The 22,865-nt window shown below is 72.5% G+C and carries 15 protein-coding genes; 12 read left to right on the top strand and 3 right to left on the bottom strand.

The window, feature by feature from the left end:
• Positions 1-77 precede the first annotated feature (77 nt).
• Positions 78-1,880 carry an IlvD/Edd family dehydratase gene (locus ACI79G_RS04250; protein ID WP_456879893.1) on the top strand — a complete coding sequence of 601 codons (1,803 nt, stop codon included), beginning with the start codon at positions 78-80 and terminating at the stop codon, positions 1,878-1,880.
• A 40-nt stretch (positions 1,881-1,920) separates the two neighbouring features.
• Here the strand turns inward: ACI79G_RS04250 and ACI79G_RS04255 are convergent, their stop codons facing one another.
• Complete coding sequence (locus ACI79G_RS04255; protein WP_456879894.1) at positions 1,921-2,592, bottom strand: response regulator; 672 nt, start codon at positions 2,590-2,592, stop codon at positions 1,921-1,923.
• On the bottom strand, positions 2,589-3,755 hold the full coding sequence (locus ACI79G_RS04260; protein WP_456879895.1) for a sensor histidine kinase: 1,167 nt from the start codon (positions 3,753-3,755) through the stop codon (positions 2,589-2,591). Before ACI79G_RS04260 ends, ACI79G_RS04255 begins: the two co-directional genes overlap by 4 nt.
• A 180-nt stretch (positions 3,756-3,935) precedes the next feature.
• Between ACI79G_RS04260 and ACI79G_RS04265 the strand changes: the two genes are divergently transcribed.
• Genes ACI79G_RS04265 through ACI79G_RS04275 form a run of 3 tightly spaced genes read left to right on the top strand, consistent with a single transcriptional unit; the run spans position 3,936 to position 6,059 of the window.
• Positions 3,936-4,436: a hypothetical protein gene (locus ACI79G_RS04265; protein WP_456879896.1), complete on the top strand. Its 501-nt coding sequence runs from the start codon at positions 3,936-3,938 to the stop codon at positions 4,434-4,436.
• A gap of 1 nt (position 4,437) precedes the next feature.
• Positions 4,438-5,523, top strand: a complete 1,086-nt coding sequence (locus ACI79G_RS04270) for a serine hydrolase domain-containing protein (RefSeq protein WP_456879897.1) — start codon at positions 4,438-4,440, stop codon at positions 5,521-5,523.
• 56 nt (positions 5,524-5,579) lie between these two features.
• Complete coding sequence (locus ACI79G_RS04275) at positions 5,580-6,059, top strand: hypothetical protein (protein ID WP_456879898.1); 480 nt, start codon at positions 5,580-5,582, stop codon at positions 6,057-6,059.
• A 437-nt stretch (positions 6,060-6,496) separates the two neighbouring features.
• On the opposite strand, the gene ACI79G_RS04280 is transcribed toward ACI79G_RS04275, so the two are convergent.
• A complete protein-coding gene (locus ACI79G_RS04280; RefSeq protein ID WP_456879899.1) occupies positions 6,497-9,358 on the bottom strand; it encodes a BTAD domain-containing putative transcriptional regulator in 2,862 nt (953 codons plus the stop codon).
• Positions 9,359-10,459: 1,101 nt separating this feature from the next.
• Between ACI79G_RS04280 and ACI79G_RS04285 the strand changes: the two genes are divergently transcribed.
• The 8 genes from ACI79G_RS04285 (at position 10,460) to ACI79G_RS04320 (ending at position 22,847) form a co-directional block, all read left to right on the top strand.
• Complete coding sequence (locus ACI79G_RS04285) at positions 10,460-11,338, top strand: alpha/beta fold hydrolase (protein ID WP_456879900.1); 879 nt, start codon at positions 10,460-10,462, stop codon at positions 11,336-11,338.
• 187 nt (positions 11,339-11,525) lie between these two features.
• Positions 11,526-12,887 (top strand): FAD-binding oxidoreductase, encoded by a 1,362-nt coding sequence (locus tag ACI79G_RS04290; RefSeq protein ID WP_456879901.1) that lies wholly within the window; start codon positions 11,526-11,528, stop codon positions 12,885-12,887.
• A gap of 400 nt (positions 12,888-13,287) precedes the next feature.
• Positions 13,288-15,645 (top strand): MMPL family transporter, encoded by a 2,358-nt coding sequence (locus ACI79G_RS04295; RefSeq protein WP_456879902.1) that lies wholly within the window; start codon positions 13,288-13,290, stop codon positions 15,643-15,645.
• Positions 15,646-16,092: 447 nt separating this feature from the next.
• A complete protein-coding gene (locus ACI79G_RS04300) occupies positions 16,093-16,470 on the top strand; it encodes a transposase (RefSeq protein WP_456879903.1) in 378 nt (125 codons plus the stop codon).
• Between the two features lie 40 nt (positions 16,471-16,510).
• Positions 16,511-17,011 (top strand): hypothetical protein, encoded by a 501-nt coding sequence (locus ACI79G_RS04305; protein ID WP_456879904.1) that lies wholly within the window; start codon positions 16,511-16,513, stop codon positions 17,009-17,011.
• 240 nt (positions 17,012-17,251) lie between these two features.
• Positions 17,252-17,635, top strand: coding sequence for a hypothetical protein (locus ACI79G_RS04310; RefSeq protein ID WP_456879905.1), 384 nt, complete (start codon positions 17,252-17,254; stop codon positions 17,633-17,635).
• A 559-nt stretch (positions 17,636-18,194) separates the two neighbouring features.
• A complete protein-coding gene (locus ACI79G_RS04315; RefSeq protein ID WP_456879906.1) occupies positions 18,195-19,910 on the top strand; it encodes a thiamine pyrophosphate-binding protein in 1,716 nt (571 codons plus the stop codon).
• Between the two features lie 48 nt (positions 19,911-19,958).
• Positions 19,959-22,847: a peroxidase family protein gene (locus tag ACI79G_RS04320; protein ID WP_456879907.1), complete on the top strand. Its 2,889-nt coding sequence runs from the start codon at positions 19,959-19,961 to the stop codon at positions 22,845-22,847.
• Positions 22,848-22,865 lie beyond the last annotated feature (18 nt).

Below are 22,865 nucleotides of genomic sequence, written 5' to 3' on the forward strand. Positions count from 1 at the left end.
GGCTCCACAATCGCGCCGGAAGGGGTCGAGCCGTCCGGTGTCGGGGCGCCCGGCCACGACCGGCGAGAGGAGCTCCGGTGGACGACGACGTGGCACCGGCCCGGCGGCTGCGCAGCCAGGCCTGGTTCGACAACCCGCAGAACCCCGGGATGACGGCGCTCTACGTCGAGCGGTACCTGAACTGGGGGCTCAGCCGCGAGGAGCTGCAGTCGGGCCGGCCGGTGATCGGCATCGCGCAGACCGGCTCGGACCTGGCCCCGTGCAACCGGCACCACCTGGTCCTGGCCGAGCGCGTGCGTGAGGGGATCCGGGACGCGGGCGGGCTGGCCCTGGAGTTCCCGGTGCACCCGATCCAGGAGACCGGCCGGCGTCCCACCGCAGCCCTCGACCGCAACCTGGCCTACCTCGGCCTGGTGGAGGTGCTGCACGGCTATCCGCTCGACGGCGTCGTGCTCACCACCGGCTGCGACAAGACCACCCCGGCGTGCCTGATGGCCGCGGCCACGGTCGACCTCCCGGCGATCGTGCTGTCCGGCGGGCCGATGCTCAACGGCTGGTTCCGCGGGGAGCGGACCGGGTCGGGGACCATCGTCTGGAAGGCCCGCGAGATGCTCGCCGCCGGTGAGATCGACGAGGCGGGGTTCTACGACCTCGTCGCCTCCTCGACCCCCTCGCCCGGCCACTGCAACACCATGGGCACGGCCTCCACCATGAACGCCCTCGCCGAGGCCCTCGGCATGAGCCTGCCCGGCAGCGCCGCCATCCCCGCGCCGCACCGGGACCGCGCCCAGATGGCCTACCTCACCGGCCGACGGATCGTGGAGATGGTGCACGAGGACCTCAGGCCGTCGGACGTCCTGACCCGGCAGGCGTTCGAGAACGCCGTCGTGGTCACCTCCGCCATCGGGGGCTCCACCAACGCGCCGATCCACCTCAACGCCATCGCCCGGCACGTCGGCGTTCCGCTGGACGTGGCCGACTGGCAGGACCTGGGGCTGACCGTCCCGCTGATCGTGGACCTGCAGCCGGCCGGTCGGTTCCTCGGCGAGGAGTTCCACCGGGCCGGTGGCGTGCCCGCCGTCGTCCACGAGCTGATGGCCCACGGGCTGATCCACGAGGACGCCCGCACCGTCAACGGCCGGACCATCGGGCAGAACTGCCGGGACAGCGCCGCCACCGACCGCGAGGTCATCCGCACCTTCGACCGGGCGCTGCTGCCCGACGCGGGTTTCCTCGTGCTGCGCGGCAACCTGTTCGACAGCGCGATCATGAAGACCAGCGTCATCTCCGCGGAGTTCCGGGAGCGCTACCTGTCCGACCCGGCGCACCCGGGCGTGTTCCAGGGCCGCGCCGTGGTCTTCGACGGGCCGGAGCACTACCACGCCTGCATCGACGACCCGGAGCTGGACGTCGACGAGTCGTGCCTGCTGGTGATCCGCGGGGTCGGCCCGCTGGGCTATCCGGGTGCCGCCGAGGTGGTGAACATGCAGCCGCCGGCGGAGCTGATCAAGCGGGGCGTGCACGAGCTGCCGTGCATCGGGGACGGCCGCCAGTCCGGGACGTCGGGGTCCCCGTCGATCCTCAACGCCTCACCCGAGGCCGCCGCCGGCGGCGGGCTGGCGCTGCTGCAGACCGGTGACGTCATCCGGATCGATCTGGTCGCCGGCCGGGCCGACGTCCTGCTGCCCGACGAGGAGCTGGCCGCACGCCGGCGCCGGCTGGCGGAGTCCGGGGGGTATCCGGTGCCGGCCTCCCAGACGCCGTGGCAGGAGATCCAGCGCGCGATGGTCACCCAGTTGTGCGACGGCATGGTCCTGCGTCCCGCGGTGGGCTACCAGCGCGTCGCGCACACCACGGGCATCCCGCGCGACAACCACTGAGAACCGTCGCCGGCGACCCCCTGCGGCAGCGCTCCCGGTGTCATGCGAGGCCGGCCTCATGGACGCAGATCGCTATCTGCACACGGTTCGCCACACCCGTCTTGACGAAGATGTGCGAGACGTGGGCCTTGACCGTCGGGAGGCTCATGAACAGCTCACGAGCGATGTCCGCGTTGGACCTCCCCTGCCCGATCGCGATGGCGACCTCCCGCTCCCGGTCGCTGAGACCCGCCAGCCGGGCCGCCGCGCGTGCCCGTGCGGCACCCGCCCCGGTGGGGGACGCGTCGACCACCCTGCGGATCAGCTGCGCGGTGACGCTCGGCGACAGCATCGGCTCGCCGGCGGCGACCCGCTCGACTGCCTCCACGATCTTCGCCGGCGCGGTGTCCTTCAGCAGGAACCCGCTCGCGCCGGTCGCCAGGGCGCGGACCACGTACTCGTCGGCGTCGAAGGTGGTGAGGACGACGACCCTGGGCGGGTCGGGTCGCGCGAGGAGCTGCTCGGTGGCCGCGAGGCCGTCCATGCGCGGCATCCGGATGTCCATCAGGACGACGTCCGGACGCGTCCGTCCGACCACGTCGAGCCCCGCGGCGCCGTCGCCGGCCTCCCCGACGATCTCCACCCGCGGCGTACCACCCAGCACGAGCCGGAGCCCGGTGCGCACCAGGGGGTCGTCGTCGACGAGGACGACCCGGACGGCGGGGCCGCTCACCGGTCCCACGGCAGCCAGGCCCGGAGGACGAAGTCCCCGTCGGCGGTGCGGCCGTGCTCGAGGCGGCCGTGGCTCGCGGCGGCCCGCTCGGCCAGCCCGACGAGGCCGAAGCCGGGGTCGTCGCCGTCCCGGCCGCCGGCGCGCACCGGGTTGCGGACGCAGAGGTCGAGGCCGCGCCCGGGGCTCCCGGCCAGCTCGACGGTGACCGCGGCGTGCGGCGCGTGCTTGCGCGCGTTCGTCAGCGCCTCCTGCACGATCCGGTAGGCGCTGCGGCCGGTCGACACGGGCAGCTCGTCGAGGTCCTCGACGGAGGAGTGCAGGGTGACGTGCGCGCCGGCGGCGTGCTCGTCGGCCAGCAGCGTGGCCAGGTCCCCGAGGGTGGGCTGCGGCCGGTGGTCGGTCGCGTCGATGCCGCGCTCGGGGTCGCGGAGCAGGCCGAGGATCTCCCGGAGGTCGGTCAGGGCGCGCTGGGAGTTGGCCTGGATGACGCCGGCGGTCTCGCGGGTCTGGTCGGGGCTCAGGTCGGTGCGGTAGGCGAGCGCGCCGGCGTGCAGGGCGACCAGCGACATCCGGTGGGCCAGGACGTCGTGCATCTCGCGGGCGATGCGCGCCCGCTCGGCCGTCCGCGCGGAGGCGACCTGCAGGGTCTGCTCCCGCTCGGCGCGGTCCGCCCGGTCCCGCAGGGAGGCCAGGAGCTCGCGGCGGGCGCCCACGTACATGCCCACGGCGACGACCACGCCGGTGAGCAGCACGGTGAAGACGAGGTTCGCCACCCAGGACAGCGGCTGCTCGGGCTGCACGGCGTAGAGGACCAGGCCGCCCAGGACGCCGAGCACGGCGACGGGCAGGACCTCCCGCCACCTCCGGCGCGTCGCGAGGGACGCCGTGCAGACGGTCCACGCGCCGATCGCGCTGGCCGAGAGCGCCGTCGCCGCCGCGGTCAGGACGGCGACGGCGACCGGCCGGCGTCGGCGGAACGGCACCGCCCCGACGGACACGACCCCGAGGGCGGCGTCGATCCAGAACAGCGCCCCGGCCGACCCCCACTGCTCCCGGAAGAGGACCAGCCAGACGCCGCCGAAGAGGACGGCGAAGAGCGTGACGCGCCAGTGCCGCCGAACCGCAGACCGGAGCCGTGGGGCGGGATCGGCCGGGAGGCCCATGGCCGGAGCGTAGGGCGGATGGCGTGCGCCGACGACCGACCGAAGTCGGCACCGGACGCCGACTTCCGTCGCGCAGGCCCCGACCGCAGCCGGATGCCCGGCCCCATCCCGCCGCAGCAGGCTCACCACGACGCCGGTGGTCGACCCGATGTCACCACCACGACTCGAGGGAGATCTGTCATGACCAGCGTCGCCACGGACACCAGGTCGGGCCCGGACGGCCCCCGGCACACCGACGCAGCGGCCGAGGTCTCGCTGCCGCGCCTCCACGCGTTGCGGGCCGGGTACCTCCTCATCGGCGTCGGCCTCGCCGTCACGGAGGGGCCGTCCTTCGTCCAGGACAGCCGGTCCTGGCCCCTCGTGGAAGGAGTGGTCACCTGCATGCTCGCGGCGATGTCGATCCTCGCCTTCGTCGGTGTCCGGTACCCGCTGCGGATGCTGCCCCTGCTGCTGTTCGAGTGCGCCTGGAAGCTCATCTGGCTGGCCGTCGTGGCCCTGCCGCTCTGGGCCGCCGGTCGGATGGACCAGGCCACGTGGGACGTGGCGTTCGCGTGCCTCCTCGTCGTGGTGGTCCTCGTCGTCGTCCCCTGGCGCCACGTCGCCGCCCACTACGGCACCGAGCGCGGGGACCCGTGGCGCTCCGACGCTGCCCACCGACCGCGCCTCTCGGGAAGGCACTGACGTGGGGACGAGCGTTGCCGAGGTCCTGACCCGTGCCGCCGACTCCGCCGAACGCCGGCACGTCGGGATCGTTCTCGGCCTGGTCGATGCCCGCAGCGGCGAGACGGTGGTGGCCGGCCGAGGCCCCACCGGGCGCCCGGACGGCCGGCCCGTCGACGCGAGCACGCTGTTCGAGATCGGCTCGGTCACGAAGACCTTCACCGCGCTGCTCCTCGCAGACGCCGTCGTGCGGGGCGAGGTGCACCTCGACACGCCGCTGCGCGCCATCGTCCCCACCGACGTACGGGTGCCGTCGCGGGACGGCGTGGACATCACGCTGGAGGACCTGGCGACACACCGGTCGGGTCTCCCGCACTCGCCCCTGGGCTGGGCGCCCCTCCTGCGATCCGGTCTGCTGACGCACGACGACCCGTACGCCGGCATCACGGTCCCTGGGCTCTATGACGCGCTGGAACGCGCCCGGTTGCGCCGCACGCCCGGTACGGGGCGCCCCCGGTACTCCAACTTCGCCATGGCGGTACTCGGTCAGGCGCTCGCCGACCACCTGGGCCACCCCGACTACGCCTCGCTCGTGCGGGCACGGGTGTGCGAGCCGCTCGGCCTGCGCGACACCGTCGTCGTCCCCGGCACCCACCAGGAGGAGCGCCTCGCCAGGGGGCACGGGCGCCGCGAGCGGCCGATCGAGCCGTGGCCCCTGCTCGGGGTCGTCGGCGCGGGCGCCCTGCGGTCCACCGCTCACGACCTGCTCGTCTACCTGCGCGCCCAGCTCCGTCCGGACTCCACGCCACTCGCGGGAGCGCTCGTCCTGACCCAGCAGGAGCGGCACCGCAGCCGCCTGGCCGGCGGCATGGCCCTCGCCTGGATGCGGTGGTCCGGGCCGAGCGGCCCGCTGCTCCTCCACGGCGGCGCCACCGGCGGCTTCCGCACGTTCACCGCCTTCGCACCGGAGGCCGCGCTCGGGGTGGTCGCGCTGAGCAACAGCACCCGCAGCCCCGACCGAGCCGCCATCGGCCTGCTGCGGACCCTCCTGCGCGCCGGCTCCGCCCGGTCCGACCACTCCCCCTCCCCCGGAAGGACTCGTCCGTGACCGGACCATCCGCCTGCCTCCGGTTCCCCGATCGCACGAGGCACGGTGCCTACGAGGTGACCGACTCGAACGGCGTCGTCGCGCGCATCACGGCCGACTGGACCGGCAACCGCTTCACCGTCACCGACGCCCAGGGCGCTCCTCTCTGCGCGGCTCGGACGAGCTGCTGGCGGCTGCCGACGCGATGGCGGGCGACCGGACCGGACGGCAGCCTCCTCCTCACGGCGCGGATGCGGGGCATCACGAGGACCTCCGCGGAGGTCCACCTCCAGCGCGGAGGTCGCTTCCTGGTCCAGGGCAGCGCCTGGCGGCGTGACTTCCGCGTCACCGACGAGCACGGCGAGGTCATCCTGACCGCAGCTCCCCGTGCGTCCGCGTGGTCCTTGCGACCGCACGACTACGCCGTCCAGCAGGCGCCCGGGACCTTCCAGCTGGAGGAGGTGATCGCGCTCGTCCACATCTGGCGTACGACCATGAAGGAGGAGTCGGCGACTGCGGCGGGTGGCGCGCTCGCCGGCGGTGCCGCGGCCGTGTAGTCGGCGATCACACGGTGAGGTCGCCCGGCTGACCGTCGGAGCAGGACGCGCGCACTGCCCGGCCGCGCACGCCCGCTCCCGCCGCCAGTGGGCACGATCCTGGGGACGGTCCACTCGCCGCCGTCGGCTGCGGCACGTCCGATGGCGACGACGACGCGCGCACGGCTGTCCATCCCGACCTCACCGATGTCGTCTGGTGTCAGGTTCCACTCGTCGCGGCCGGTATATCGGTAGGAGGTCAGGGCTTCTCGATCGACACGTAGGCAGCCCTGACGCTGCTGTCGCCCCCGTCGAGGTCGTGGAGCGCAGTCCCGGCTCCCTGCCCGTGACGGCGCTGGTGACGGACCGCCATCGGAACGGTTCGTCCGAGTCGACGACCGTCGACCCGAGGATCGCTCCGTGACACGTAGCAGTCCCGCCGTCCATGCACGAGTTCGTCAGTACCGTTGCCGTACCGGAGAGTTGTCGAGCTGGCAGAGTTTGGCCCGGACGGCCTCGGCGTCGGGATGGGCGAGCTCGTCGAGGATGGTCAGGGACTGCCGCCAGGCGTCGCGGGCGGCCTGGGGCTGGCCTGCGGCATGCCGGGCGTCGCCCAGGGCGGCAAGGGCGCTGGCTTGGTAGTAGCGGGCGCCGAGCCCATGCAACAGCTCGACCGCCTGCCGGTAGCAGTCGAGGGCCTGGGTGTGGTGGCCGAGGTTGCTGTGCGCCAGGCCGAGGCTGTCCCAGGTCGAGGCCTCTCCCTGGCGATCACCCGTCTCCTGGAACAGGGCCAGGGCTTGCTGGCAATGGGTCAAGGCCCGCCGGTGGTCGCCGAGCAGAGCATGGAACCAGCCGACCGCGTTCAGGGCACGGGCTTGCTCGTCCCGGTCGTCGAGGGTCCGGAACAGCTGCAGGGCCCGCTGAGCGTGGTGGAGGGCTTCAGCGTGGCAGCCCTGTCGCTCGAGCACCCGCGCCAGGCTGAAATGGACGTGGGCCTGGCCGCCCCGGTCGTCGAGTTCCTCGAACAGTGCCAGGGCCTGCTGGGCGTGGTCGACGGCTTCGGCATGGCGGCCCAACCGGATGTAGGCACCAGCGAGGCTGCGGTGGGCGACGGCCTGCGGCAGCGGATCGGCCAACTGACGGCCGACCGCCAGCGCGGTGCGTCCGGCGGTGACCCAGTCGTGCCAGTGCCCCTGCCAGTCGAAGAACATCTCGATGCTCCACACCAGTTGCCAGGCGTGGGTGTGGAAGCCGGCGGATGCGGCGTATTCGATGGCGGCCAGCAGGGCGGGGTGCTCGGCGGCGCACCAAGCGAGGGCTTGCCCGGCGTCGGGTAGGTCCGCGAGGGTGACCCCGGGCTGCTGCGGGGCCGGGGTCATCGGGATCCTGACCCAGTGCAGCAGCCGAACGGCGGCGTGTCCGGTGTGCAGATAGTGGTCCAGCAGCCGGTGGATCGCGGCGTGCCGGTCGGCCTCCGTGTCGACGGTGTGGGCCTGTTCGGTGGCGTAGGCCCGCAGCAGGTCGTGGAAGGCATATCGGCCCGGGGTGGGCTCTGCGAGCAGGTGGGTGCCGACCAGCTCGGCCAGCAGTGGACGGACCTGCAACAACGGCAGTCCGGCCAGGCTGGCCGCCGCCGCGGCGGTGAGGTGCGGGCCGGGATGCAGGCCGAGCAGCCGAAACAGCCGCGCCACTGGGTCATCGAGCTGCCGGTACGACCAGGAGAAGACGCTCCGCACGTCGGCGGCGGGACCGTCCTGGCCCGTCAGGGCGTCGAGCCGGGCGTGCGCGTCGCGTAGCTCGCCGGCCAGCGTGGCGAGAGGAAACGTCGGCTGGGCGGTGGCGCGGGCGGCCACCAGTGTCAGCGCCAGCGGCAGCCGAGCGCATGACGTGATGATCTCTCTGGTGGCCTGGGGTTCGGCGGCGACCCGGGCCGTGCCGAAGCGGCGAGCCAGCAGCGCCTCGGCCTCGACCTCGGTGAACAAGTCCAGGGACAACGGCTGGGCGCCGGCATCTGCGACCAGTCCGGTGAGTCGGTTGCGACTGGTGACCAGCACCAGACAGCCGGGGGTGCCGGGCAGCAACGGGCGCACCTGGGCGGTGTCGCGGGCGTTGTCCAACACGACCAGCACCTTCTTGCCGGCCAGCCGGCTCCGGTACAACGCCGCCTGCGCGTCCAGCTCGGCCGGTAGGCGCACGGGCGGCACCGCCAGGGCGTCGAGGAAGCCGCGCACTGCCTCGGCCGGTGCCATCGGTTGTCCCCCAGGGTCGAAGCCACGCAGGTTCACGTACAGCTGCCCGTCGGGGAAGCGATCCGCGACCTGGTGGGCCCAGTGCACCGCCAGGGTGGTCTTGCCGACGCCGGCGGTGCCGGCGATCGCCGAGATCACCACCGGCGCGCCCGCGGCGGTCGCCTCGGCCAGCAACGCATCCAACGCCGCGAGCTCGGCGGTCCGGCCGGTGAAGTGCCGTACCGGCGCCGGGAGCTGCCGCGGCACCGGTTCCGCCCCCGGGGCGGACGGTCCGGTGCCGGTGAGGGTGCCGGGGGCGGTAGTGGTGGGGGTGAGCGTCGGATCGGCCCGCAGGATCTTCTGGTGGAGCTGCTGCAGCGCCCCGCCGGGGTCGACGCCCAGCTCAGCGGCCAGCCGCCTGCGCAGCCGCTGGTAGGAGTTCAGCGCCTCGGCCTGCCGGCCCGACCTGTACAGGCTGAGCATGAGCAGCCCGTGCAACCCCTCGTGCAGGGGCCATCGGGCGACGAGGACCTCCAGTTCCCCCACCACCTCGGCGTGCCGCCCCAAGGCCAGATCGGCCTGCAGACAGGCCTCGAGCGCCTCGAGGCGCTGCTGCTCCAACCGCGGGATCTCCGCTCGGGCGAAGGGCGCGTCGGCGAACTCCGCCAGCGGTTGTCCGCGCCAGAGGTCGAGTGCCTCGCGCAGCATGCCCGCAGCCCGGTCCGGCGCCGCGCCCAGCGCCCGGGCACCCTCGCGCACGAGCCTCTGGAAGCGCCGCAGGTCGAGCAGCCCGGGGTCGAGCTCGAGCACGTAGCCGGGCTTGCGGCGGTGCAGGACCGGGGCGCAGGGTCGATCGGATACATCCCCGGCCAGGAGGGCCCTCCGCAGCCGGGAGACGTAGACCTGCACCATGTTGGTCGCGCTCACCGGCGGCTGGTCCGCCCACAGGCCGTCGATGAGCAGATCGGTGGACACCACCTCGTTGAGGTGCAGCGCCAGCATGGCCAGCACCGCACGTTGCTGAGTTCCGCCCAAGGTGAGTGGTCCGGCCGCCGTCCGGACCTCGAGCGGTCCCAGGATCCGCACGTCCATACGCGGTCCCTTCGTCCCGGCCGGCCTTGCTCGCCGGAACCACGGCAGGTCGGGTGCCTGGGGATGCCACGGCCTACGCCACTCAGCGTGCCCGTTGCTGGAGGAGCGTTCAAGGCGGTTCAGCCGCCGTTCAGGAACTGACCAGCCGCCTCCGTCACCTTCAGTCGTACGCGTTGACCACCGCTGGAGGAATCGAGGTGCGTGATGTGTTCGGCCGAGAGGTTCTCGTTCCGCTCAGCCCGCAGCCGCCTTGCGGAAGCGGCCCCTACCGCGCAATTCCCGACTACGAGGCTGGCGTCCTCCGCCATCGAGTCGTCGCTTGCGGGGGCAGCTCGAGACTCCGGTGACCGCTGCGGTGGCGATCTGCTCGGCGGCGGATCGCTCCGTGCGGCACGTAGTCCGAACGAGGAGGTGTGAGGTGCGTGACCGGCAGCTGGACCTCGAGCTCCGAGCTCTCGATCAAGCGTTGGAGCAGTTCGGGGAGCGACTCGAGTTCACGTCCATGGGATTCGCGAGGACCATTCCCGATCGCCTGCAGGGCTGGGTGATCAAGCATTCTGCACTCGCGTCCGTCGTGCTCCGACACCTCTCTCGCAGCCGGCCGCGACAAGGGCTGCGAAGTGATGACGATCGCGGATCCGCAGTCACCGATCCGGGCCACCGATGCCCCCACTCGAGGTGGAGCACGCCATCGCCGAGCGTGCTGGGTTCTCGACTTCCACACCAGTCGGCGGCTTCAGGACCAGGTTCCCGATGACCCGTCAGTCGCCGCGGTGCCCATGCGACGGAAACGCCCGGGAGGACAGCCCGATGGTGCAACAGCTGCGAGACCAACAGTGCTGTAGCGGCGGCTCAGGCGCCGCTGGCCGGTGCTCTGGCGCCGCTCCCGAGCCCGACACCGGAGCGGGGAACGTGCGCTCCCGTGCGGCTGTGTCGACGTCCGCACGTACGGCCCCCGAGGCGCCGCGGCCGATCGGTGCCCAGGTCGGGTCAGCTGGGACCGGGCCGGCTCTGGCCCCTCTCGTCCCCCGGCCCAGGCCGACCGCAAGGGTCCTCCCGGGCGAGGCCCGCATCACCGAGTCGGACGGCGGGGTCAGGCCCATGCGCATCGACACCGCCCGTGGCTCCTTCGCCGCTCTCTGCGCCGGACCCCGGACGTCTGCCCGGCCGACCGTCGTCTGCGTGCACGGGTTCATGGGGTGCAAGCAGGACTTCGCAGAGCTGCTCCCACTCGTCGGCGCCGGATACCGCGTGGTCGCCTTCGACCAGCGCGGGCACTTCGAGACCGCGCAGATGCAGGCGACCGAGGCCGAGCAGGACGTGCGGCTGCCTGAACTGGCCGAGGACGTGCTCGCAGTCATCGACGCGCTCGGTTGTGAGCGGGTGCACCTGGTCGGACACTCCTTCGGCGGTTTCGTCGTCCGCGCCGCCGCCCTGGCGGAAGCTCGGCGGATCACCACGCTGACCCTGATCGGCTCGGGGCAGGGCGCGGTCGGGGAGCCACACGCCGAGGAGCTGCGCCTGCTCGTCTGGGCCCTGCGCGAATACCCGCTCGACCAGGTCTGGGAGGCCATGAAGGCCTACCGGGCGCGGCAGCGGTCCGGGCAGCGCCGACTGGTTGACCCCGAGCGGGAGAGCTTCCTCCGCCGCCAGTTCATCGCCCACAGTCCGCATGCGCTGATGGAGGCGGCGCGGGCTCTGCAGGAAGAACCGAACCGGCTCGACGAGCTCCGCCGACTCGACCGGCCGGTGCTCGTGCTCTATGGCGAGGACGAGAAGTACTGGCCAGCGTCTGCCCAGCGCCACATGGCCCAGTGCCTGAGAGCACGGCTGGTGGAGATCCCGCACGCGGGGCACTGTCCCCCGATCGACGACCCATGTCGCACGGCCGTGGAGCTCCGAGCCTTCTTCACCGCAGTCGACGGACTCGCCCAGCCAGCGCCGCCTGCGGCCGAGGCGGTACCCGGACCACCGCTGTAGCACCGTCCACTGGCGGGAGGGGTACACCGCCACCTCGACCGGGTCGTCCCTCGATCACGTCGACTCAGGCGCCTGCCCGGCGCAGCAAGCCCCTTTCCGTCCCCGGCTCCTCTCGGCCAGCAGGCACACGAGCCGGCGGTCCCCACCACGGCGTCCCTTCGACGCGAACGCATGTCAAGGAGGAGTCATGTCCGCTCTCGACCTCCGGCGACCGGAGTCCCAGGAGGTCCGCATCCTCCGGGCGGAGGATCGCGGGTGGGACGAAGCCCGGCGGGCCTTCAACCTGCTCATCGACCAGCGACCGGCTGCCATGGCGCTCCCGCGCAGCGCCGAGGACGTCGCGGCGGCGATCCGGTACGCACGCAACCGCGGGCTGCGGGTCGCGGCCCAGGCCACCGGACACAACGCCGGGCCCCTGGGTGCGCTCGACGGCACGCTGCTGCTCAACACCTCACGGCTGACCGGCCTGTCGATCGACGCGGCCGACCGCAGGGTCCGGGTGGGGGCGGGCCTGAAGTGGGGGCACGTGGTCCCGCAGTTGTCCGATCTCGGCCTGGCCGCCCTGCACGGCTCATCGCCCGACGTGGGGATCGTCGGCTACACCGTTGGTGGAGGCCTGAGCTGGCTGGGCCGTCAGCACGGGCTGCAGTGCAATGCCGTGCAGGCCTTCGAGGTCGTCACCGCCGACGGCGAGCTCTTGCGGACCGACCCCAGCTGCGAGCCGGAGCTGTTCTGGGCGCTGCGCGGCGGCGGCGGGAGCTTCGGCGTCGTCACCGCGGTCGAGTTCACGGTGCAGCCGGTGGCGGAGCTGTACGCCGGGGCGTTGTTCTTCGCGGCCGAGCGCGCCTCCGACGTGCTGTCCACCTGGCACGGGCTCCTGTCCTCCCTCCCGGACCAGTTCACGACCTGGGCCGCCCTGGTGCAGTTCGCACCCCTGCCCGAGATCCCCGACCTCCTGCGCGGACGGGCCTTCACCGTCGTGATGGGCGCGTTCCTCGGGGCGGCGGCCGACGGCCGGGACCTGCTGGGCGATCTGGTGAGCCTGGGCCCGCAGATCGACACCTTCGCGACCGTGCCACCGGTCGGGCTCAGCGAGCTGGCGATGGACCCGCCGGACCCGCTGCCCTACCGCACCGCGCACCAGCTCGTCGGAGCGCTCCCGTCCTCGAGCCTGGACGACTTCGTCGCGGCCGTCGACATGCGGCCGGGAGCATCGCTGGCCATCGCCCAGCTCCGGCACATGGGCGGGGCACTGGCCCGCCGCCCGGCGGGCGCAGGAGCGCTGGCGACGCTGCCCGGTGAGCTCTCGGTGCTGGGGGTGGGCCTGGTCACCGACGAGGCGTCGTCCTCCGCCGTCGACGCAGCCCTCGACGCGGTCACCGCGTCCCTGGCCGACCACCGCGTCGGGCACTACTCCAACTTCGTCGAGGAACCCGTCGACGCCCGCCGGTTCTTCGGCGAGTCGACCTGGGCGCGGCTGTGCCGGGTCAAGCGCGCCTACGACCCCGCGGACGTCATCCGCGGCAACCACCCCATCCCCCTCGCGTAGGGACGGCCCCCGGTCACCCCACCAGCCGTGGCGTGACCGGAGGACCTCCCGGTGCCGTCGCACCCACCTGGGGAGGCGGTGTGCACCACCCGTTCCGGGACGCCGGGCTCCACCCGGACATCGGGTCCGGGCAGCCCGAGGCAGTTGACGACGGGCAGGTCCACGACCTGCGACGGGGACGACGGGTTCGAGAGCTGCGGGACCCCTGACCACACGAACCGAGGACTCCGCCATGTCCGACTCGATCGATGAACGCCTCCCGTCCGGTGGACCCGCCGGGCACGGAGCCGCGGGGCTCCCCCGGAGCACGGACGGCCGTGACGGCCGGGAGCTCGGTGTGCCCGCCACCTCGACTGCGCCTGCGGTCCGCCTGACTCAGCGGCGCTCGCTGGCGGAGGCGGTGACCGGCCTGCTGGGCCGGCGCTGCTGGGCAGTGCTGGTCGTGTGGGCGCTGGTGCTCGCGGTGGCCGGGGTCGTCAGCGGGGACCTGTCCGAGCGGGTCGACCCTGGCGGCTGGTCGGTGGCCGACTCGGAGTCCGACCTGGCTGCGGCGGCCGTCCGGGACGGCTTCCTCGCTCGCGACGAGCAGACCGTCACGCTCGTCGTCCAGGACGAGCGGTACACCGCCGACCAGCCGCAGTTCGCCGAGCGGGTGCGGCAGGTCATGGCGGACCTGGCCGGCCGGGGCGACCTCGACGTGACCGCGTCCTACGGCTGGGCGACCCTGGGCGCGGACGCCCGCGCGCCGTTCGAGGGCCGCGACGGACGCACGGTGACCACGGTGTTGTCGTCGGGCCTGGAGGACGGCCCCGCCGCACGGGTCCTCCCCGAGGTCCAGCAGGAGCTGGACGACCGGTATTCCGACCAGGGCCTGCGCGTGGCCCTGGTCAGTGCCGCAGCCTTCCGCGGCGAGCTCACCGAGATCAGCGAGGACGGACTCGCCTCGGCCGAGCTCGTGACCCTGCCGCTGGTGGCCCTGCTGTTGCTCCTGCTCTACCGCAGCCTGGTCGCCGCGCTGGTCTCGTTGGTCGTCGCGGTCACCGCCGTCGTGGTGGCCCTCGGCATCCTTGCCGTGGTGGCCCACTGGCTGGAGTTGTCGGTGTTCGTGCGCAGCGCGGTGACGATGCTCGGGCTCGGGGTCGGGGTGGACTACGCGCTGTTCGTCATCAGCCGCTTCAGCACCGAGCTGGCCGGCGGTGCGACGACCCGACGGGCGATCGCCACGACGCTGCGGACCTCGGGCGAGACCGTGCTGTCCTCCGCCCTGGTCGTCGTCCTGGCGATGGCGACGCTGTTCGTGGTCCCGCTGGGCGCCATCCGCTCCATCGCGCTGGGTGCGATCGTGGTCGTGACGCTGGCCGCGCTGACCAGCGTGCTGGTCCTACCGACGCTGCTCCTCCTGCTCGGTCCCCGCATCCAGGCACTGCGCATCCCGCTGCCCCGGCGACGCGCCGGCTCCTCGGGCGACTGGGAGTCCTTCACCCGCCGCACCATGCGCCGGCCGGCAACGGTGCTGGCGGTCAGCCTCGTCCTGCTGCTCGCCCTGGCCGGGCCGGTGCTGCAGCTGCGCGTGTTCACCGCCGACGCCCGCATCCTGCCGACCAGCTCACCGGTGCGTCAGGCCCACGCCTGGCTGCAGGAGGAGTTCGGCGCCGGTGCCACCGCCCCCATGACGGTGGTGGTGAGCAGCCGCACCCCGCTGGCGACGTCGGGCGTCGACGACGACCTGGTCGATCTCCAGCAGCGCCTGGAACAGCTGCCCGACGTGGCCCGGGTGGCCTCTCCGCTCGCGCTGCTGGCACAAGTGCGCCCTGACGGCCCGCTGACCGCGCTGGCCCCCGACGTGCGAGACACGCTGCCGCAGGACGTCCGGGCGACCGTCGACCAGTTCGTCTCGAACGACGCACGCCGCATCGTGCTCGAGGTGGTACCGGCCGACGCCGCCGCCAGCGCCACCACGCGCGGCCTGCTCGAGGACGTGCGCACCGAGGCGCGACGCGCCCTGGCCGGCGGCGGCCTGTCGGTGGTCGTCGGCGGCCAGACGGCCGAGGGCGTCGACAGCAACCGGGCGATCACCGACCGGCTGCCCGTGGCGCTGGCCCTGATGCTCGGCGTGATCTCCCTCGTCCTGCTGGGAACGTTCCGCTCGCTGCTGATCCCGCTCAAGGCCATCGTGGTCAACCTGCTGTCGGCCGCGGCCGCCTTCGGAGTCCTGGTGCTGGTCTTCCAGCGCGGTGTCGGCGCCGGCCTGCTCGGCGTCGAGCCGTCCGGGGACCTGCAGAACATCGTGCCGGTGCTGCTGCTGGCACTGCTGTTCAGCCTCAGCACCGACTACGAGATCTTCCTCCTCAGCCGGGTGCGCGAGGAGTGGCTGGCGACCGGCGACGGAACGGCGAGCGTCGCCCGCGGCGTCGCCCGCACCGGCCCACTCATCACCGGGGCGGCCGTCCTCATGGTGGCCGTGTTCGGAGCGTTCACACTGACCGCCAGCCTGCCGCTGAAGCAGCTCGGGCTCGGGCTGGCCGTGGCCATCGCCCTCGACGCCACCGTGATCCGGCTGCTCGTCGTCCCGGCGTCCATGCGCCTGTTGGGTGCCTGGAACTGGTGGCCCGGGTGCGGCCGACCGCGCACCGTGGCGTCGACCCACAGAACGGCCGGCGTCCCCCTGCCCCGGCAGCGGGGACCGCGCCACCTCGCTCTCCAGGCCATCCACACGGCGCCGGCCCGACCGACCGAGGACCCCCGGAGCCGGACATGACCGTGGAGCACGGACGCCCGGCCGCGTCTCCAGATCGGCAGCTGCGCCGGTTGACCGGTCCCGCCGCTGATGAGAGGAGCAGGACATGAGCACGGACGGACACCGATCGCCGGACGCCGACGGCTCGAGGCCCGCGAGGAGCAGCCGAGGACGGCGGATCCCGTCGCCAGGAGCAGGCGGCGATCAGGCCGGCGATGCTGCGGTCGCGCAGGCGCTCGCCTGGCTCCTCGGGCCCGGTCAGGGCCAGATCGCGCATCTGGTTGAGGACGGCGGTGCGGTGACACACCCGCCGGTCCCGTTCGACCGGCCTCCGCTCGCAAGCCTGCGACGGCATCGAGACGCAGGTGCGCGCGCAGTCACTCCGGCGGCTGGCGCGTCGCGCTCACGCACTCACCGCGAACGCCAGGACCGTCGGGACCGACCTCGAGGACCTCACCGCCACCAACGGTGCCGCACCTGCTGGCCGAGCCCGGCATCGGCCCGATCGTGGCGGCGCAGCCATGGGTGAGCTGGTCCCACCCCGGGCGTATCCGATCCGAAACAGCGTCTGCTGCTCCTGCCGGAACCAGCCCGTTGCCGGCCAGCAGCGGGCAGGTCACCCACCTCCGGCTCGACCGCGGCGGCGACAGACACCTCGACCGCGCGCTGCCTCAGGTGATGATGACCCGACTCTCGTGCCATTCAGCCACGCGGAACACGTTCGTCGCCGCACCGGCGATGGGAGGACACAGCGCGAGGCCCCGCGCTGCATCAAGCACTGCTGTCGCTCGCCACCGTTCGAATAACGTCAAGGAAGCAGAGTTCGACAGCTGTGAAACGACATAGTTCGTTTCCCACATGCACAAGTGGTGCCGAGGAGGATCCGGTGGACCTTCGCTTCGTGGCCTTCAACCTCATCGCTCGCGACGCTACGTTGGTGACGCTGCTCGCCAACTACGCCCGGCACCTGGAGGACGACGGCGCTCCAGGGGATCAGGCGCCGTCCTGCTTCGTCTCCCTGAGCTGGGCCGTCGACGAGCACACTCCTGCACCGGCGGGACGTGAACTCCTGACCATCCACGCGCACGTGTCCCGTGATGTGCCGCGCCCGCAAGACCATCTCGAGGGAATCTGCGAGCGGCTGCGTGCGGCACTGACCACTGCCGGGCCGAACCCATGCCTCACTGCCCGGTGCCTGACGACGTCCGACGTCATCGCGGACGCCCACTCCTGGACGTTCGTCAAGACCAGTACGTGGGAGATCGCAGCCGTACAGGCGGAGTCGAAGGTCTCCCCTGCGACCAGACTCGTGCCATGGTCGGTGTGCGGCGGCACCGACGCTCCTGGCCTCCGGGCCGGGAGCGCGGCTGCCCCCAGCCTGAACTGATCGGCGTCGAGGGCTCTCCGCGGCACGGCTTGGAGTGGAGCTCTCGGCGATGCGCCCGGAGCTCGCCACGACCCACCGTGAGGTCGATGGGCGTACACCACTCCCGTCCCCAGACCACGAGCGCGGTACCGGGTGCCAGCGGAAGCAGCTGGTGGGTCCAGGACACCTGCTGCATTCGCACACCCTCTACTCGGGCTGTGTGCAGGCCCTCGCCAGCCAGGGTCCACACCACTGGTCTGCATGATCGCCAGCAGGTACCGGCTCGGCGAGCACGACGCCGGGGACGTGGGCCAGGTGGTCTGGATGCGCCTGGTCGAACAGGTCCAGCGCCTCCGCGAGCCGCGCGCGCTGCCCGGCTGGATCGCGACCACGGCCGTCGCGAGAGCCTCGCCCCGGCCCGCGCCCACGGGCGGACCCATCTCGTCGACCCGCTGGGAAGCACGGCGCACGAGTTCGTGGCAGACCACCCGGACGTCGACGCCGAGCTGCTGCAGGATGAGGTGGTCGAGGCCGTGCGCGAGGGTCTCGCCGAACTGCCCACGGCCCAGCGCGACCTGCTCCTCCTGGCGGCCGACCCTCCGCTCAGCTACCAGGAGCTCAGCACCAGTGAGCTGCGGGGAGTGACACGTCACGAGGTCGGCCGTGCTGCGGCGTCGAGGGGACGACGACCTGCGACTCCGCCCAGGTGTGCCGCGCTCAGCGCGCGGAACGCACGCTTCTCGACCCCGTGCAGCGGCGGGCGGACAGCGGCTCAGGCACGGTCGGTCACACCACCACGGCCTCGATCCCGGGACGCCCACCCAGACCGCATCCGGAAGCGCACACCAGCGGTGTCGTACGTGCCGCTGCAACTCCTTGACACGACGGTGACGGCCACGTGACGCCGCCCTCCGTACCGTGCGACCGGATCGCACGTGCTGCACAACTCGTCGCCGAGCCACCACCGACCCCCGATGGTGCGGATGAGAGGTCGACCGATGCCCCAGTCCCAGGGACACGAGGCCCCTGCTCGAGCGCATGTCCCCACCAGGGGATGGCACTGCACCCGAGCACATCGGCAGCACAGCCGCGAAGACCTCCGGTGATCAGAGGCCGCATTTCCGCCATCTGACGCGTCTTCTGCCGGTCACAGCGTGGACTGACCCGGCGGCGGGCGCACCGGGCGAGATGGGAGGGGGAGACCGTGCGCGTGTACGAGGCGATCGTGAGGGGCCTGGAGTCGGCGGGTGTGGAGGCTGCTTACGGTGGTGCCGGTGAGAACGCCGCCGGTCTGATGATCGCCCTCGAGGAATCGGAGAAGATCCGCCCGATCATCACCCGGAACGAACAGGCCGCATCGTTCATGGCGTGCGGCCACGCGATGTTCACCGACAAGCTCGGCTTCTGCTTCGCCACGGCCGGCCCGGGCGCGTTCAATCTCATCTCCGGCCTGGCCATGGCGATGTCGGATTCCTATCCGGTGTTCGCCGTCTCCGGATACGCCGACCGGAAGTGGAGTGGACGGGGATCGCTCAACGAGACCTCAGGCCTCGGGGGGACGCCTGACTCGCGGAAGGTGTTCGAGGCGACGACCAAGAAGTCGGTCCTCCTCGAGGACATCGCCGACACGTCCGACGTCGTCGAGGACCTGGTCAACGTCGCGCTCTCCGGCAAGCCCGGCCCGGTGCACCTGCACGTCCCGGAGGACCTCACCGAACGGGGGGTGGAGGTCGAGAACTACCACGACGTCCGGCTTCAGGTGCCCGAGGTCCTCCCGGATCCGGCCCAGGTGGAGACCGTCGCCGGGGTCCTCGCCGCGGCGATCGACGGCGACGAGCCGATCGTCGCGCTGGTCGGCTTCGGCGCGATCCGCAGCGGCGCCGGCGCGGAGGTGAAGCGGTTCATCGAGCGGTTCCAGATCCCGCTCCTGACGACGCTGGACGGCAAGGGCGTTGTGGGAGAGGGCCATCCCCTGTCGGTGGGCGTGTTCGCCGACAGCGGCCACGCCAGCGCGTGGAAGGCGTTCCGGCAAGCCCGGGTGGTGCTGGCCATCGGCAACTCACTCGCCCAGCACGCCACCTTCAACTACCGGGATGACCTGTTCGACGGCAAGGTCCTCATCCAGCTGAACATCGCCGAGTCCGAGTTCGGCCGCAGCGGGTACGAGCCGGCCTACACGCTGCTGGCCGACGCCCGTCGGGGGGTCGCCGCCCTCACCGACGCTCTCGACCGGAAGGTCGACCCCGTTCCCCGCCGCGAGGTCCTGGGGCGCGACTGGGAGGCCCGGCGGATCCTGCAGCCGACGCCGAAGACGATCCACCCCGGGAAGCTCGCGCAGATCGTCGGCCGGATGCTGCCGCGCGACGCCGTCCTGCTGGCCGATGCCGGCGCCCACCTCGCTTGGCTCGGCTACTACGTCGAGCTCGAGGAGGGGCAGAACTTCCGCAAGGCCGGGCAGTTCGGCCCGATGGCCGGGCACACGAACGGTGCGCTCGGGGTGAAGGTGGCCCAGCCGGACCGCACCGTCGTCGTCGGCTGCGGCGACGGCTGCTACTCGCTGTCCGGCTTCGAACTGATGACCGCCGTGGAGAACGACATCCCCGTCATCTGGGTCGTCTTCGACGACAACCAGTTCAAGCTGATCAAGCTCTACCAGCTCTCCGCCTACGGCCGCAGCGCGCTGGTCGAGTTCCAGAACCCCGACTTCGCCGCGTACGCCCGCGCCTGCGGTGCCGACGGCTACGCGGTCGACGACGAGGACGAGTTCGAGCAGGCGTTCGCCGCGGCGCTGGCCTCCGGCCGACCGTCGGTGATCGACGCGCGGATCACCCGCTGGGCCGTGCCGCACTACAGCCCCTCACCCGACGGGGTGATCGACGGCCTGGTCGAGATGATCGAGGAACGCTTCCGGGACGAGTGACCCGCGACGAGTCCCCTTCACAGCCCACCACGCGAACCCGGAGGACCGATGAGCGCCACGACGACCGTCCCGACGAGCGCGACGACCACCCCGAGCACCGCCCCGTGGACCGAGGAGTACGCCGGCGGCAGCCCGGAGGCCGAGCGGCGGCTGTTCGACGATCTCGCGTGGGAGATCATGCGGGTCCAGCGGAAGAACCAGCGGGCCGCCAGCGCCCATGGCGTCCCGCACGGGGTGGACCGCGCCTTCCACGCCAAGGCCACCCTGACCGTCACCGACGCCGAGCTGCGGTTCCGGGACGACCTCCCCGCCGACCTGCGGGTCGGGTTCGCCCAGCCGGGCGTGGCGTACCGCACCGTCGTCCGGTTCTCCAACGCCGCCGGGACCAGCCGCGCCGACCACGAGAAGGACCTGCGAGGCGTGGCGCTGCGCGTGACCGTCTCGGACGAGGAGCAGCACGACCTGCTGATGACCAACTACCCGGCGTCCCACGCCCGGGACGCCCGGCAGTTCGTGGAGTTCGCCGTCGCAACGGCGGGCGGCCGCGCGTCCCGGGCAGTGGGCCTGGTGCGGTTGGCCTTCCGCGTGGGACTCCGGGAGACCGTCCGCATGCTCGGGAACATCCGGAAGGCACGGACCCGGATCGGCAGCGTCGCCACGGCGACCTACTGGAGCCGGGGCGCGATCCGGTGGGGCCGACCCCTCGCCGTCCGGTACCTGCTGCGTCCGGCCGAGGGGACGCCGCCAGCGCCCGCCCCCTCCCGCACCGACCCCGCCCACCTGTCGCACGAGGTCGCCCGCCGGCTCGCCGCCGGCGACATCCGGATGGAACTGTGCGTCCAGCGGTACCAGGACCGGCGGTCCACGCCGATCGAGGACACCGCGATCGAGTGGAAGGAGGAGGTGTCACCGCCCGAGCCGGTCGCCGTCCTGACGATCCGCCGGCGCGACGTCACCACCGCCGAGGAGCGGGCGCAGGCCGGGCTGGTGGAGGCGATGGCCTTCAACCCGTGGAACACCACCGACTCCTTCGAGCCGTTGGGCAACCTGAACCGGGCGCGCAAGGCCGCCTACGACGCGGGCGCCGCGCACCGGCTGGGTCAGCGCTGGCGGACGGACCCGCCGCTGCGCAACCGCGTCCTCCTGGGCGCCGCAGAGCGGGTGTTCGGTGTCGTCAACCGGTTCCTCCCGTGGCACCGGTTACCGCTGCGGCTGAGCGTGCTGAACCTGACGGTCTTCCGGGAGGTCCTGCGGCGCCGGAACCTCATCGATACCGAGGAGCGGGAGGCCCCGCCGCGGGCCCGGACGGTGCCGCCGCAGCCGGCTGAGGACGACCGGGTCTTCCGGACCTTCGACGGCAGGGCCAACGACCTCTCCGAGCCCGAGATGGGCAAGGTGGGGGCGACGTTCGGCCGGAACCTCCGGCCGGTGCACCACCCCGAGACGGTCAACGAGCCGAACCCGATCACGGTCAGCCGGGAGCTCCTCGTCCGGAACCGGTTCATCCCAGCCAGCTCGCTCAACGTGCTGGCCGCGGCCTGGATCCAGTTCCAGGTGCACGACTGGGTCAACCACGCCCGCCACCCGCTGGGTACCCGTGACGTCCGGGTTCCCCTGCCGAAGGGCATGGACGGCTGGGTCAACGTGCCCGGCGGTGCCCCCGAGCCGTACATGAGGATCGCCGGGAACGAGACCCGCAGCGACGGGCCAGGTGCCGAGCAGCGGCCGTTCGGCAACGACGCCTCGCACTGGTGGGACGGTTCGGAGGTCTACGGCAGCGACCCCGACGCCGCCCAACGACTCCGCGACCCCGACGACAGGGCCAAGCTGCACCTGCCCGAGGGCTACCTGCCCGAGGGGACGTCCGGCATGGAGGTCACCGGGTTCAACGAGAGCTGGTGGCTCGGCCTCAGCAGCATGCACACCCTCTTCGCCCGCGAGCACAACGCCGTGTGCGAGGCACTGCGGACCCAGTACCGCAACTGGGACGACGAGCGCGTCTACCAGACGGCGCGGCTGGTCGTGTCCGCCCTCATCGCCAAGATCCACACCGTCGAGTGGACTCCGGCGATCCTCGGCACCCGCACCCTCGACGTGGGGATGAAGGCCAATTGGGGCGGACCGCCGGCCGGGGACTGGCTCACCCGGCTGTCGGTGTGGCTCCTGGACGAGCACGCCTCCGTCGGCATCCCGAAGACGAAGCCGGACCACCACCGGGTCCCGTACTCGCTGACCGAGGACTTCGCGACCGTCTACCGGATGCACCCGCTGATCCCGGATGAGTACACCTTCCTGGACCACCGCACCGGCGAGGAGCGGGGCCGGCGCGTCTTCGGCCAGATCCAGGGGACCCGGACCGATGAGCAGATGCGCCACTTCGGCCTGGCGAACACCCTCTACTCCTTCGGCCGCGCGCATCCCGGTGCCATCACGCTGCACAACTACCCGCGCTCGCTCACCGACTTCGAGCGCGACGGCGAGCGGATCGACCTGTCGGTCGTCGACCTGGTGCGGACCCGGATGCGCGGCGTCCCCCGCTACAACGACTTCCGCGCCGGGCTGCACAAGCCCCGGGTCAGGCGGTGGGAGGACCTCGCCGCCGACCCGCAGGACGCCGAGCTGCTGCGGGAGGTCTACCGCGGCCGGATCGACGACGTCGACACGATGGTCGGCCTGTTCGCCGAGACGCCGCCGCCGGGGTTCGGCTTCTCCGACACGGCATTCCGCATCTTCATCCTCATGGCCTCCCGACGGCTGCAGAGCGACCGCTTCCTGACCGTGGACTTCCGGCCGGAGGTCTACTCGCCACTGGGCATGGACTGGATCGAACGGAACAGCATGACCAGCGTGATCCTGCGGCACTGCCCGGAGCTGGCAGGGGTGCTGCCGCGCGACCGCACCGCCTTCGCGCCGTGGCGGCCGGTCGGGGTCCCCTGACCGGCCCACCCCGTCGCA

This window comes from Geodermatophilus sp. SYSU D00779 (assembly GCF_054050595.1).